We start from the raw sequence: 13,661 nt of genomic DNA on the forward strand, positions 1-13,661 counted from the left end.
ATGTCGCAGCGCGAAGGACCGGCCGCTCCGGCTCTGGCGCCGTGCGGTCATGGCTCTGGCCATGCCTGCGCGCACCGCCATGGCGATGCCAGCTCGCAGCCAGTCGATTCCGTCGCGCTCATCTCCGCCCGCGGCATCTGCGTCTCGCGCCATGGCCGCGACCTACTCATCGACGTCGACATTGATATCCACGCCCGCGAGATCGTCACCCTCATCGGGCCCAACGGCGCCGGCAAGACCACGCTGGTGCGCGTGCTGCTCGGATTGGAGCGCCCCGACCGCGGGGTGGTGCACCGCCGCCGCGACTTGAAGATCGGATACGTTCCGCAGCGCTTTGATAGCGACATCGCCATCCCGATGACGGTCGACGGCTTCCTCCGGCTCGGCGGCAGCTATTCCGATACGCACATCAACGAGATACTGGAGCACGTCGACGCCGCCTCGGCGCGTCACCAGCAGCTCGGCGAGTTGTCCGGCGGCGAAACGCAGCGCGTGCTCCTCGCCCGCGCCCTGCTCCGCCAGCCGAACCTGCTCGTGCTCGACGAGCCGGTTCAGGGCGTCGATTACAGCGGGGAAGCCGACCTCTACAACCTGATCGCCCGGCTACGCGATGAAGCCGGCTTCGGTGTGTTGCTCGTCTCGCACGACCTGCACATCGTCATGGCCCGTTCCGACCGCGTCATCTGCCTCAACCATCACGTCTGCTGCTCGGGCATGCCCGAGGCCGTAGCGCAGCATCCATCATATGGGCGCCTGTTCGGCGCCGAGGCTGCACGCGCCTTCGCCCTCTATCGCCATCACCATGATCATAGCCACGACCTTGCCGGCATGCCTAAGCCTGCAGCCGCCGACGAGGCGGGCGGAGACGGTGAGCCGAGCCGCCCTGCGCGCGGAGACGAATAGTGCTCGAGCCATTCTTCTTGCGCGCCCTCATTGCCAGCCTGGGGCTTGCCGTCGTTGCCGCGCCTCTCGGCTGCTTCGTTGTCTGGCAGCGCATGGCCTACTTCGGTGAGACGGTTGCCCAGGCTGGCCTCATCGGCGTCGCCCTCGGCCTCGCGCTGCAGATGGACGTCACCTGGGGCGTGCTGATTGTTGCGCTCGCCGTCGCTGCCCTGCTGCTGTGGTTCTCGCGCCAGAAAGTCGTCGCGCTCGATTCCATCCTCGGCCTGCTGCATCACGCAGCCCTCGCCGCCGGCGTCATCGCCACTTCGATGATTAAAGGCGCGCCCGTCGACCTCACCGGCTTCCTCTTCGGCGATGTCTTCGCCGTCACCGGACAAGACGTTGCCATCATCCTCATCGGCGGCGCTATCGTGCTCGCCATCGTCGCCTGGCTCTGGCAGCCGCTGCTGCGTCTGGCCGTGCATGAGGATCTCGCCGCCGCAGAGGGCGTCGACCGCGAGCTGGTGCGCACCGCTTTTATCGTGCTGCTCGCCGTCGCCATCGCCGTCGCGATGAAGATCGTCGGCATCCTGCTGGTGATGGCGTTCCTGGTCGTGCCCGCCGTCGCCGCCCGTCCGCTGTCGCGCACCCCGCAGCGCATGGTTGCCCTGACGGCCCTCATTGCGGCAGGCAGCGTCATATCCGGCCTGTGGCTCTCCGCCACGTTCGACAGCCCCGGCGGCCCCTCGATCGTGCTGATTATGTCGGTTTTGGCGGCCATCTCGCTCAGTTGGGCCTCGCTGAGCCGCGCCAACCGGCCACGTGGATAGTGTGATTTCGGCCGCCCTCTGGCCAACTTGTCGGCACTGGATTAGGTAGACGGTTGGTTCAACTGGCGGAAACGGCACCCATGCGGGCTTCGCCCACCGATCTCATCGCCGAGAGGCGCCGCACCCACCCCGTCCGTATTGCGGACGTGATCGTCGGCGGCGGCGCGCCTGTCGTGGTCCAATCGATGACCAACACCGACACGGCCGACATCGAGGCAACGACCGCCCAGGTTGCAGCTCTCGCCAGGGCCGGCTCCGAGCTTGTGCGCATCACCGTCGACCGTGATGAAGCCGCCAAGGCCGTGCCCCACATCCGCGACCGCCTTGCGCAGCGCGGCGTCAGCGTGCCCCTCGTGGGTGACTTCCACTACAACGGCCACACGCTTCTCGCGGATAATCCCGCCGCCGCCGAAGCGCTGGGCAAGTACCGCATCAATCCCGGCAACGTCGGCTTCAAGGATAAGAAGGACCGCCAGTTCGCGGCCATCATCGAGACCGCGCTGCGCTTCGCCAAGCCCGTGCGCATCGGCGTCAACTGGGGCTCGCTCGATCAAGAGCTGCTGACGCGCCTGATGGACGAGAACGCCAGCTCCAATTCGCCCAAGGATGCGCGCGCCGTCATGCACGAGGCGATCGTGCAGTCCGCTCTCATCTCCGCGCAGCGCGCCGAGGAACTCGGCATGTCGGCGAATGACATCATCCTCTCCGCCAAGGTGTCTGCTGTGCAAGACCTCGTCGCGGTCTACACGCTGCTCGCCGGGCGCAGCCAGTATGCACTGCACGTTGGCCTCACCGAAGCAGGCATGGGTTCGAAGGGTATCGTCGCCTCCACCGCCGGCATCGGCCTCCTGCTCCAGTCCGGCATTGGCGACACCATCCGTGTTTCGTTGACACCCGAGCCTGGCGGCGATCGCACACTCGAAGTGCGCGTCGCTCAGGAAATCCTGCAATCGATGGGCCTGCGTTCATTCATGCCTATCGTCACCGCGTGCCCCGGCTGCGGCCGCACCACGTCGACGGTGTTCCAGCAGCTCGCACGCAACGTCCAGGACATGATCCGCGACCGTATCCCCGAATGGCGCACGCGCTATCCCGGCGTCGAGACGCTCAATTTCGCGGTCATGGGCTGCATCGTGAACGGCCCTGGTGAATCGAAGCAAGCCGACATCGGCATCTCGCTGCCCGGAACCGGCGAAGCACCCGCCGCCCCCGTCTTCATTGACGGAAAGAAGGTGACAACTCTCCGCGGTCCCAACATTGCCGCTGAATTCCAGCAGCTCGTGGAAGACTATATCGAGCGTCGATTCGGTGGCGGGGGCCATCACGCCGGCGCGGCAGAAAAGAACGAAGCGTCGACTGAAGAACGTCACACGGCCTAGAGGCGCGGTCGTGCATTGGGGGAAACGACAATGAAGATCAAAACACCCGCATTGCGCTGCGCTTTGCACGTCGGTCCAGTGAGTGCCTTCGCGCTTCTTCTCGCGGCGTGCTCTGGCTCGTCCGTTCCCGATGTCGATCGCGTATTCCTGTCCGCTGCAGGCAACTGGGATCGCAACCGCGACGGCATCGTCACCTGCGATGAATGGAAGGCGTACGCCGGCGAGCTCTTCGACGCCGCTGACACCAACCGTGACGGCGCTCTCGACAGCGCCGAATACGCCAAGGTGATTTCCATCGATCGCATGTTCGAGACGGCTGATTTCAGCTACTACGACTCCAACAAGGACGGCAAAGTCGACCGCATGGAATTTGTCGAACGGCCGAACCGGGCGTTTGCCCTGCTCGACAAGAACAACGAATGCAGATTGTCGGCGAACCAAGTCGCGGGCGCGCGTGCTCACAGCGAGCAGATCTTCGACAACAAGAAGGCCGAATCCGGCGATCCGCGTGAAAAGAAGACGCCCGGCCTGCCAAACTAGCCGACGTCAAATTCCTTCCCTGATTTCGACTCTCCTTCGCCAAGCTTAGGCCATTGGAGCTGCATAGCTTTATGGCCTAGCCCGCGCACGAGACGGGAACCTGCGCGCTTCTCTGAACGTTAAGAGCGCAATCGTCATCAGACGAACGGGGATCTAATCATGAAAAAGCTGCTGCTTGCCGGCCTCGCCGCTGGCGCATGGACGACCTGCGCATCCGCCGCAGACTTGGGACCATATACACCGCCACCGCCGCGCGCTGAGCCGATCTACGAGCCGGTGCGCGAGCACAACGCGTGGAATTGGCAAGGCCTCTACTTCGGCGCCAACGCTGGCTACGGCTGGGGCAATGATAACCCCGCCTACTACAATGGTGCGAGCGGCTCGCTCAATCCGGACGGTTGGTACGGCGGCGGCCAGATCGGCTACAACGCGCAGTTCAACTGGCTCGTGCTCGGCATGGAAGCCGACCTGCAAGGCGCTGACATCAGCGACTCCACGTCGCTCAACAGCGGCTTCGCCAACGTGCAGACCGACATCGACTGGTTCTCGACGGTGCGCGGCCGCATCGGCTACGCCGCTGGTTCGACGCTGATCTACTTCACCGGCGGCTGGGCCTTCGCCGATCTCAATCAGAGCATCACGACGCCAAGCGTTTCGATGAGCAAAGACGAGATCGCCTCGGGTTACACGCTCGGCGGCGGTATGGAGTGGAAGTTCGCGCCGAACTGGTCGCTGAAGACCGAATATCTTTATGTCGATCTCGGCGAACAGACGCTGTCGGGCCCGTCCGGCACCTACACGACAGATACCGACTTCCACACCGTGCGCGCGGGCGTCAACTTCCACTTCTGACGTCAGCGGTGATCGATTAATCGAAAGGCGCCCTTGCGGGCGCCTTTTTGCTTTCAGCTCAGACCCCCATGCCGCGAAGCGGCAAGGCGCCAAGGGCGCCCGGCGTCACGCCCCGATCGTCCGAGCACCTATCAGCGAGGGCGTGAATCGGCGGCGCAAAGATGCGCCGGCTATCAGCTCGCGCGACGATCGTCGCAAGCCAAGCATCCCGCCACTCGCGTCAGCCAGAAATACGACTAGTGCCCACGGCTCGCTGTGAAGCGTGCCGCTTCGATCAGCGTAGCGGCCTTATCGCCGAACGGAGCTAGCTCGCGCTCGGCGCCACGCACGGCGTCTTCGAGCCTTGCGCGTGCAGCCTCGATCCCGAGCAGCGACACGAGCGTCGCCTTTCCCGCAGCATGGTCCTTGCCCGTCGCTTTGCCGACCGTTTCGGCGTCGCCTTCGGCATCGAGCAGATCGTCGGCAATCTGGAAGGCCAGCCCAAGATGCTCGCCATAGCGCCTGACCGCCGCGCGCATTTCGCCTGTCGCCCCGCCCAGTACAGCGCCGGCCTCGCACGCTGCCGCGAGAAGCGCACCGGTTTTCAGCGCCTGCAGCCGCTGCACATGCCCGATCGTCGGAGCCGCCGGTTCGCCTCGCTTGTCCGCGGCAAGGTCCAGCATCTGACCGAGCACCATCCCGCGGCCGCCGGCGGCGTGTGCGAGTAGCCGCGTGAGCTCCGACCGTACCGCAGCATCAGGGTGGGTCCCCTGACGCGACATGATTTCGAAGGCGAGCGTCAGCAGGGCATCGCCGGCCAATATGGCGGTCCATTCGTCGAACGCTTTGTGCACCGTCGGACGCCCGCGTCTCAGGTCGTCGTCGTCCATCGCTGGTAGATCATCATGCGCCAGCGAATAGCAGTGGACGCACTCGAAGGCCGCACCGGCGTCCATCGCCTTGTCCGGGACCACATCAAAAAGTCTCGCTGTTTCAACGACGAGAAACGGCCTGAAGCGCTTGCCGCCTCCAAGCAGCGCATGCTCCATCGCATCAGCGAGGCGTTCGCCCTTTTCCGGCCCGCATTCTGCGAGCAATTCGGAGAGGCGCTGCTCGATAAGGCCCGCTGCAGCGCCGAGCCTTTGCATGAACGTCATTCTCAGAGTACCTAGAGCGCTTCCGGAAAAGTGGGAACCCGTTTTCCGAGAAGAAGCGCGACAAGACAAAGATCTAGAGCCGGGCCAGGCCGCCGGTGCCATACGGCACAAGCGACACGCGAGCGGATACAGCATCGGGGCGATGCAAGCAAAGTATGGACAGGTCCGATCCTCAGCGCGCACGACCCGGCAACAAGGCAGATGCCGACGCCGAGGCGCAAAAGCCCTCCGGCGAGCAACATCACTCCAAAGCAACGTCCGATGAGACTGCCGCGGTGCAGGATCCGGCCCGCTTCGGGGAGACGGAAGCGGATGCAGCGGAACGCGCCTATTTCGATCATCTGGAACGCGACACGACGCAACCCGTGCGCCGTTATGCCGGTGTGCCGCTCTTCGACCAGCAGACGCGCCCCGCTCCACTGAACAGAGACGCCGCAGCGCACCAGCCCGCCGATCCGGAGCCGCCGCAAGCCCCGGTAACGCCAGACCCAGAGCCCCAGCCAGAGCCCGAGCCTTATTCCGAGCCCGATGTGCCGCCGATCTCGCGCACGTTCGAGCCGCAGCCCTTTGCCGTGCCCCGGCCGTCGGATCGACCGTTGCCGCAGGTCCCGCGTCGGACAGAACCCTCGCCCCCCGCACAGCCGCCGTCTAAGCCTGCCTCGGTCGCACCCGCGCAAGCAGCACCCGCGCCCGCATCTCCTGTCGAGCCTCCGAGCGCGAGCGCGGCACCCGAAACGGAGAGGCAGGTCGAAGCCAGCATCGCAGCCAAGCAGACCGACCCGCCAAATGAGCGGCATGTCGAGCAGCAGGCGTCACCCGAGCCAGCGTCGCCGTCTATCCCGGACGCGTCGGCGTCGCGCGGGACGGTTGGCGCGGAGCCCGAGCGCGAGCCCCAACCCCGGCCCGATGCCGCCCTGCGGCCCGAGAGCAAATCCGAGAGCCCGCCGCCGATCGCGTCCGAGCCGATACCCGCCGCACCGGCCGCGGAGAAGGTGCGTGAGAGCGCCCCGCCTCCGCTGCCCGCGCAGACGCAAGTACCCCAGCAGCCTAGCCCGCTGGCTCCACGTCCCAACGCCGCGCCACCGCCGCTGCCGCCGAGGCCGGTCGCCGCCCCGCCGCCCTTCGCCCGCGGATATCAACCTCCGCCGCGCCCGCCCGTGCCGCCAATGCCGGCGTCACCGCCGGCTCTCCCCGGCGATCAGTCACGCTGGAGCGAGCCACCGCGGCCTCAGCCCCCGCCAGCCGCACGTCCGTCCGCGCCGCCGCCGCCACCCGTTCCGCGCCCCGATCCATCGTTTGATTTCGCCGTCCGGCCCGTATCCGCCGTCGATGCCGAGGCGCCACCCGTCTCAATCGCACCGGGCCGCCGCGATTGGCGCGATCTGGCGCGTCGCGCCGCGCACGCCCTTTTCCTTGTATTCGCCGGCTGGTTCATCGCCGTGCTCGTGCTGATCGTCGCCTACCGTTTCGTCAACCCGCCGATCTCAATGCTGATGGTCCAGCGCTTCCTCACCGGCAACTCGATAAACAAGCAGTGGGTGCCGATCGAGCGCATCTCGCCCAACCTCCAGCGCGCCGTCATCGTCTCTGAGGATGGCCGCTTCTGTCAGCACTGGGGCGTCGACTTCATCGAGGCTGCCAACGCGCTGCGGCGCGCCTCCGACGGCTACCCGCGCGGGGCCAGCACGATAACCATGCAGGTCGCCAAGAACCTGTTTTTGTTGCCAACCAAGAGCTACCTGCGCAAGGCTGTAGAGATTCCCCTCACCTTCGCGATTGAGCTGGCCTGGTCCAAGCGGCGCATCCTCGAGGTTTATCTGAACATCGTTGAATGGGGCCCGGGCGTGTTCGGCGCCGAAGCGGCCTCCCGCGCCCATTTCGGCCGTTCCGCCGCCAGCCTCAGTCCGCGTCAGGCGGCCCAGTTAGCGGCAGTCCTGCCCAACCCGATCATCCGCGATGCCGGCTCGCCAGGACCCCGCACCGCCCGCAAGGCTTCGGTCATCCAATCCCGGGCCGCCCGGGGCCGCTCGGCTTCAGCCTGCGTCGACATCCAGCGTTAACGCTCAGCTTGCCTCTGGCACTCCCATTAGAATGTCGGTATAAGGCGCGCCCATGTGCCCGGCGGGGTGAACCCTGCGCCGGGCTGTGCAACGGAAATTTCCCACAAACGGGGTTTCGGCGGGCCTTTGGGCCCGAGCGGGGCGAATTTAGCCCTTTCCCCGGAAAAGACTACGGAGTTCAGGACTATGGCAGTTCCGCGGAAGAAGGTTTCCCCGATGAAGCGCGGGCAGCGCCGCTCGCACGACGCGCTCAGCGCGCCGGCCTACGTCGAGGACAAGGAGTCGGGCGAGCTTCGCCGTCCCCACCACATCGACCTGAAGACCGGCAAGTACCGCGGTCGTCAGATTCTCGAGCCGAAGGCCGACGTCTAAAAAAGGCCCTGACGGCAGGGGACATTGCGCCGATGCTCGGGGGGCATTCGGCGTTGCAGCAGCAAGGCCCCCGTGGCAATAGATTTGTCATAGCCCGGCCACACGCGCCGAACAGGGGGACTGCGTAATGTCGCTTAGGTCGCTGCCGTCAATCATCCTCGCGTTCATTCTGTACAACGTCGTGGTCTTCGTCTCCGGCGGCACCGACGTGCTGAAGTCCTCGCTGTTCGAATTGAACATGCTGAGCGGCGGCGTTTGGCAGTTCACGGTCGGCGATCTCATCGTTCTGCTGACCCTGTTCCTCCTCTTCGCCGAGATCGTGAAGTCGACGTACACATCGACCTCCTCGCTCGTTGATCACGGCCTGTCGATGGTCGTGTTCATCGCTTGCATCGTCGAATTCTTGCTCGTGCCGCAGGCTGCGACGTCGACCTTCTTCCTCATCATGGTTGCGACTGCCATTGACGTCGTCGCCGGCTTCACCATCGGCATCCGCGTCGCCCGTCGCGACCTCGCCATCGGCGGCGCGGTCGACTGATCGCGCAGCGCCGCGGCGACCACTGAAATAAAAAAAGCGACCGCATTGACGGTCGCTTTTTTGATTCCGACTTTGGCGTCAGTGCAGAAGGATCAGTTGTCGCCCGAAAGCTTGTCGATCTTCTGCTGCATGCTCGCGAGCTGCGCCTTGAGCTCGGTAATCTCGCTGGCTTCACCGGGTTTCGCGCCCGGCTTCTCGCCCTCGGTCCGCATCTTGCCGGTGCCGGGCACGCCGGTGAACGGGCTCCACATCGACAGCGCCTGCTCGAACATCTGCATGTTCTTGCGTGCCTGGTCCTGATAGACCTCGAACGCAGCGGTCGGGTTCGAGAACGCAGTGGCGAACTGAGCCCGGATCTTCTCCTGCTCCTTCACCAGATTCTCTAGGCTGAACTGCAGGTAGCCCGGAACCATGCGTCCGATGCTGTCATCGTAGAAGCGAATGAGCTGGCGCAGGAACGGGACAGGAAGCAGCGTCTGACCGCCCTGCCGGTTCTCCTGCTCGACGATGATCTGCGTGAGCACCGAATGCGTGAGGTCATCGCCCGTCTTCGCATCGTAGACGACGAAATCTCGATCCGACCGCACCATCGACGCCAGATCCTCCAGCGTGACGTAGGTGCTCGTCTCGGTATTGTAGAGTCGCCGGTTGGCATATTTCTTTATGACAACCGCTTCTCTTTTGTCGGCTGGCGCGTCGGGTTTGTTCAACATTGCTGGGCCGTTGCAGAAGATTTTTGCACTGCGGCAGCGTAACACACCCCCGCCCACCGGTGCCAGCCGTTTGTGTTGACCGGCGCAGTCATTTGGCGCATTAGCTGGCGGCAAGCCTAAGCTTTGGTAATACGTGGTTTATGCACCGCGGCCAGCCGGGCCCCTGAAAACGGGCACCGTCGCCTCGGCGCTAGCCCGATCTATAAGAATCCGCATGCTCGAGGAGGAGCCTTTACGGATGAGCGACGACAACACCATCGTCATTGCCAGTGCGGCACGCACCCCAGTTGGCTCGTTCAACGGCGCCCTCGCTGGTCTTCCCGCTTCCAAGCTGGGCGAGATCGTCATCAAGGCCGCTCTCGAGCGCGCCAAGGTCGAGCCGGGCGACGTCTCGGAGGTCATCTTGGGACAGGTACTGACCGCCGGTCAGGGCCAGGGCCCAGCCCGCCAGGCGGCCATTGGCGCCGGCGTTCCAGTCGACGCGCCGGCTTGGGGCGTCAACCAGATTTGCGGCTCGGGCCTGCGCGCAGTAGCGCTCGGCGCCCAGCAGATCAAAGCGGGCGACGCCTCGATCGTCGTGGCCGGTGGCCAGGAGAGCATGAGCCAGTCGATGCATGCTTCTCACATGCGCAACGGCACCAAGATGGGCGACGTCAAGTTCGTCGACACGATGATCAAGGATGGCCTCTGGGATAGCTTCAACAACTATCACATGGGCACCACGGCCGAGAACGTCGCGCGCCAGTGGCAGATCACGCGTGAGGACCAGGACAACTTCGCCGTCGCCTCGCAGAACAAGGCCGAGGCCGCCCGCAAGGCCGGCAAGTTCAAGGACGAGATCGTCCCCGTTGTCATCAAGGGCAAGAAGGGCGACACCGTCGTCGACCAGGACGAGTACATCAAGGACGGCGTCACGCTCGACAGCATCGCCAAGCTGCGCCCGGCCTTCGACCCGAAGGAAGGCACAGTCACCGCTGCCAATGCCTCTGGCATCAACGACGGCGCGGCGGTTGTTGTGTTGATGACGGCGGCCGAGGCCAAGAAGCGCGGTATCGAGCCGCTCGCCCGCATCGTGTCGTGGGCCCAGGCCGGCGTTGATCCCTCGATCATGGGCACCGGTCCGATCCCCGCCGCCAAGAAGGCGCTGGAAAAGGCCGGCTGGACCGCTCAGGACCTCGACCTCGTCGAAGCCAATGAAGCCTTCGCTGCGCAGGCTTGCGCCGTGAACAAGGGCCTCGGCTGGGATACCGACAAGGTCAACGTCAACGGTGGCGCCATTGCCATCGGTCACCCGATCGGCGCTTCCGGTGCCCGCGTGCTGACGACGCTGGTGCACGAAATGAAGCGCCGCGACGCCAAGAAGGGCCTTGCCACGCTGTGCATCGGCGGCGGCATGGGCATCGCCATGTGCCTTGCGCGCGACTGATAGAAGTTCGTCGAAATCCGCTCCGGCCCTCAGCGGCCGGAGCGCCCGCCCACCCCTGATCAAATCAACAAGAGACCATCCGAGGGAGGTTCTTCATGGCTCGTGTCGCCCTGGTGACGGGAGGTACGCGCGGTATCGGCCACGCCATTTCCGTCGCGCTCAAGAACGCAGGCTACCGCGTTGCTGCCAACTACGCCGGCAATGACGCCGCCGCGCAGCAGTTCCAGGCCGAGACCGGCATCCCCGTCTTCAAGTGGAACGTCGGCGAGTTCGACGCTTGCGCCGCCGGCATCGCTCAGGTGACGAAAGAGGTCGGCCCCGTCGACGTGCTGGTCAACAACGCCGGCATCACGCGCGACGCCATGCTTCACCGCATGACGAAGGAGCAGTGGAACGAGGTCATCAACGTCGACCTCGACAGCCTCTTCAACATGTGCCGTCACGTCATCGACGGCATGCGCGCGCGCAGCTTCGGCCGCATCATCAACATCTCGTCCATCAACGGCCGCAAGGGCCAGATGGGCCAGACCAACTACTCCGCGGCCAAAGCCGGCACGCACGGCTTCACCAAGGCTCTCGCCTACGAGAGCGCCGCCAAGGGCATCACCGTCAACACCATCGCGCCGGGCTACATCGCCACCGAGATGGTCGCCGCGGTGCCGAAGGAAGTTCTCGACACCAAGATCATCCCGCAGATCCCCGTCGGCCGCCTTGGCGAGTCCGAGGAGATCGCGCGTGCGGTGACCTTCCTGGCTTCGGACAACGCCGGCTTCGTCACCGGTGCCTGCCTCGACGTCAACGGCGGTCACTACATGGCGACCTGATCGGTCGTATCAATCGACAAAAGAAAATGGCCGGGCATTTGCCCGGCCATTTTTGTATCTGCTTCTCGCTCCGCCCCTCAGCCTCTGAGGCGCGTGCGGATGATCCTCGGATAATCGTCGCCCTGGTCGGCGTTGCCCTGCGGCTGCGCCTCGCCGTAGTTCCACCAGCGCTCCTGCTGTCCACTGTCGACCATTCCGCCGCCGACGGCCTGCTGCACTGGCTCTTGCGGAGAAACCATCGCGCTCATGCTCTGCGGTTGACGCGAGGGAGCCGGCTGACCACCCGGTGCAACGTTGCGCTGCGGCTGCTGCTGCGAAACCGGAGCGGCGAACCACGCTTCGATCAGATCGAGTTCGTCGGCCGAAAGGTTGAGCCCCTGGCCACGGCAGCGCGCCACCACGAAGTTGCGGAACCGCGAGGCAAAGAGGCTCGGAGAGGCGCCCTGGTCGAACCAGGGATCGGCTTCGCTCACCACATCGAGCACGAAGCGCACGTCGTCGCGCCGAATGTCGATGCCATGGTTTTCCGCACGCTTGACGATGTTCGTCAGCGTCTGCTGGCCCGCGAGACCGTTGGCAGCGATCTCCTGCGCCATCACGTCGAACAGCGTGCGGTAGTCCTGCGGCGACAGCGTCGGTGCCTGGCTCGCCTCGTGGATGCGTGCGATCGACTGCTGGATCGCTGCGGCGCCCTGCGCGGTCCGCTGCGGCTGCGGTTGCGGTGCACCCGGGTTCGCTGCGGGCCGCACCTGCATCGGCTGGCCCATCATCGGATCTGCATGCATCGGTCCCATCGGCGCGCGCTGCATCGGAGCCTGCATCTCGGGCGCCGGACCAGCCGGACGTGCAGTGGACTGGGCACCAAGCAAAGGCGCTAGCGCACGCTGCATCATCGAAGGCTCTGCACGCATCGTCTCGGACGGTGCAGCCGGCGCCGCAGGCTGCGGACGCACATCTGCGCGAGGAGTGTCGATGCGTGGCTCAACACGCTTCTCGATGCGAGGAGCGTCGTCCTGGATGGCGCGGTTGGCGTCATAGACGAAATACGGCGGCTGACCGGTCAGGCGGATGTCGTCCGGCAGCCCGCGCGAAAGCAGATCACGGAAGCTTCCCGTGCCACCCCACGCCGAGCCGACTGTCTTGTCGTGTCCGAGCACGCGCACGCAGCGATCGGCCAGAGCCTCGAGCGCCAGCGGCTGGTCTGCCGTCCGCACGGCCGTCGCCACCTCGGCGAGGATTTCGCTGCGCACCGTCTCGATGGAAGCCGCGCTCGGCAGTGCCGCCTGTTCGCCACGACCCTGATTGCGGTTCGGAAGCTGCCCATCGATCAGCAGCGACAGGAAGTCGGCTTCGCGGATCTCCGCGTCGCAGATCGCCGTATACGGCGTCGCCGTGTGATCGTTGGAGAACACCACCGTGCGGCGCGCATGCGAGCGCAGGCGATGCAACACAGGTGTGAAGTCGGCGTCGGCCGACAGGATCACGAACTCATCGAACCGCGTGTCGTGCGTGAGCAAGTCGCGCACGTCCATCACCATGCGGATGTCCGCGGAGTTCTTGAGCTGCTGCGTCAGCGGCGGGCAGTCGACGACCTCGAAGCCCGCGCGCAGAAAGTGATGGCGCACGAACGGGAACGAGCTCATGTCGGTCGAGTTGTCGCTCTGGTTCCGGCGCGGCACGGGGTTGCCATAGCAGCGGCTGATGGCGATGCGGCGCTCCACATCGAGAGCCGGCGTATTCGTCGGCGTCATCAGCGCGCCCGACGCAATCTCCTTGAGCCAGAGACCGGCATCCTTCGAGAAGCGTTTGGCTGCTTCCTCGTTCTTGCGCTTCAGAGAAAGATAGACGTTGTCGTAATCGACGAACACCGTGGTCAGAATTGGCCCTGATGACTCGCGCTTCATAACCGGCATCCCCCGCGTGGCCGTAGGAATATTGAGTTGCAACGACTCTTTGGTGAGTCGCAGGGATGCGGCAACCGTCACTCCTTCAAGCCCAGGGGAAAACTCTGCGAGATCGGTCGCTTAGCAGCTTTTGTGGCTGAGCATTAGCGGTGGAAAACTCGATTATGAGCTTTGTGCGCAACAGCCGGTTGCGCCGCACATGCAA

At 64.9% G+C, this 13,661-nt stretch carries 13 protein-coding genes; 10 read left to right on the forward strand and 3 right to left on the reverse strand.

Going from position 1 to position 13,661, the window contains the following annotated elements; genetic code table 11:
• The 5 genes from NDB2M4_RS05565 (at position 1) to NDB2M4_RS05585 (ending at position 4,483) form a co-directional block, all read left to right on the forward strand.
• The gene (locus tag NDB2M4_RS05565; protein WP_072371166.1) at positions 1-903 is read left to right on the forward strand and encodes an ATP-binding cassette domain-containing protein; all 903 of its coding nucleotides are present in this window, start codon (positions 1-3) and stop codon (positions 901-903) included.
• Positions 903-1,712: a metal ABC transporter permease gene (locus NDB2M4_RS05570; RefSeq protein ID WP_072371169.1), complete on the forward strand. Its 810-nt coding sequence runs from the start codon at positions 903-905 to the stop codon at positions 1,710-1,712. The genes NDB2M4_RS05565 and NDB2M4_RS05570 overlap by 1 nt, the downstream gene beginning before the upstream one ends.
• Positions 1,713-1,792: 80 nt before the next feature.
• Positions 1,793-3,091: a flavodoxin-dependent (E)-4-hydroxy-3-methylbut-2-enyl-diphosphate synthase gene (ispG, locus tag NDB2M4_RS05575; RefSeq protein ID WP_072371172.1), complete on the forward strand. Its 1,299-nt coding sequence runs from the start codon at positions 1,793-1,795 to the stop codon at positions 3,089-3,091.
• 30 nt (positions 3,092-3,121) lie between these two features.
• A complete protein-coding gene (locus tag NDB2M4_RS05580; protein ID WP_083555824.1) occupies positions 3,122-3,631 on the forward strand; it encodes an EF-hand domain-containing protein in 510 nt (169 codons plus the stop codon).
• Positions 3,632-3,790: 159 nt separating this feature from the next.
• Positions 3,791-4,483, forward strand: coding sequence for an outer membrane protein (locus NDB2M4_RS05585; RefSeq protein WP_072371175.1), 693 nt, complete (start codon positions 3,791-3,793; stop codon positions 4,481-4,483).
• A gap of 236 nt (positions 4,484-4,719) precedes the next feature.
• Here the strand turns inward: NDB2M4_RS05585 and NDB2M4_RS05590 are convergent, their stop codons facing one another.
• Positions 4,720-5,619 carry a polyprenyl synthetase family protein gene (locus NDB2M4_RS05590; protein WP_072371178.1) on the reverse strand — a complete coding sequence of 300 codons (900 nt, stop codon included), beginning with the start codon at positions 5,617-5,619 and terminating at the stop codon, positions 4,720-4,722.
• Between the two features lie 155 nt (positions 5,620-5,774).
• On the opposite strand from NDB2M4_RS05590, the gene mtgA reads away from it, so the two are divergent.
• The 3 genes from mtgA (at position 5,775) to NDB2M4_RS05605 (ending at position 8,589) form a co-directional block, all read left to right on the forward strand.
• Positions 5,775-7,679, forward strand: a complete 1,905-nt coding sequence (gene mtgA / locus NDB2M4_RS20330) for a monofunctional biosynthetic peptidoglycan transglycosylase (RefSeq protein ID WP_210186508.1) — start codon at positions 5,775-5,777, stop codon at positions 7,677-7,679.
• A 186-nt stretch (positions 7,680-7,865) separates the two neighbouring features.
• Complete coding sequence (gene rpmF / locus NDB2M4_RS05600) at positions 7,866-8,051, forward strand: 50S ribosomal protein L32 (protein WP_072371181.1); 186 nt, start codon at positions 7,866-7,868, stop codon at positions 8,049-8,051.
• Positions 8,052-8,178: 127 nt separating this feature from the next.
• Positions 8,179-8,589 (forward strand): DUF5079 family protein, encoded by a 411-nt coding sequence (locus tag NDB2M4_RS05605; RefSeq protein WP_072371183.1) that lies wholly within the window; start codon positions 8,179-8,181, stop codon positions 8,587-8,589.
• 92 nt (positions 8,590-8,681) lie between these two features.
• On the opposite strand, the gene phaR is transcribed toward NDB2M4_RS05605, so the two are convergent.
• Positions 8,682-9,302: a polyhydroxyalkanoate synthesis repressor PhaR gene (phaR, locus tag NDB2M4_RS05610; protein ID WP_072371185.1), complete on the reverse strand. Its 621-nt coding sequence runs from the start codon at positions 9,300-9,302 to the stop codon at positions 8,682-8,684.
• A gap of 238 nt (positions 9,303-9,540) precedes the next feature.
• Between phaR and NDB2M4_RS05615 the strand changes: the two genes are divergently transcribed.
• Positions 9,541-10,728 (forward strand): acetyl-CoA C-acetyltransferase, encoded by a 1,188-nt coding sequence (locus tag NDB2M4_RS05615; protein WP_072371188.1) that lies wholly within the window; start codon positions 9,541-9,543, stop codon positions 10,726-10,728.
• Between the two features lie 95 nt (positions 10,729-10,823).
• Complete coding sequence (gene phbB / locus NDB2M4_RS05620; RefSeq protein ID WP_072371193.1) at positions 10,824-11,552, forward strand: acetoacetyl-CoA reductase; 729 nt, start codon at positions 10,824-10,826, stop codon at positions 11,550-11,552.
• Between the two features lie 77 nt (positions 11,553-11,629).
• Here phbB and NDB2M4_RS05625 read toward each other — a convergent pair whose 3' ends face one another.
• A complete protein-coding gene (locus NDB2M4_RS05625) occupies positions 11,630-13,456 on the reverse strand; it encodes an NYN domain-containing protein (RefSeq protein ID WP_072371195.1) in 1,827 nt (608 codons plus the stop codon).
• Positions 13,457-13,661 lie beyond the last annotated feature (205 nt).

Source organism: Hyphomicrobium sp. NDB2Meth4 (genome assembly GCF_900117445.1).
Lineage (GTDB): Bacteria > Pseudomonadota > Alphaproteobacteria > Rhizobiales > Hyphomicrobiaceae > Hyphomicrobium_A.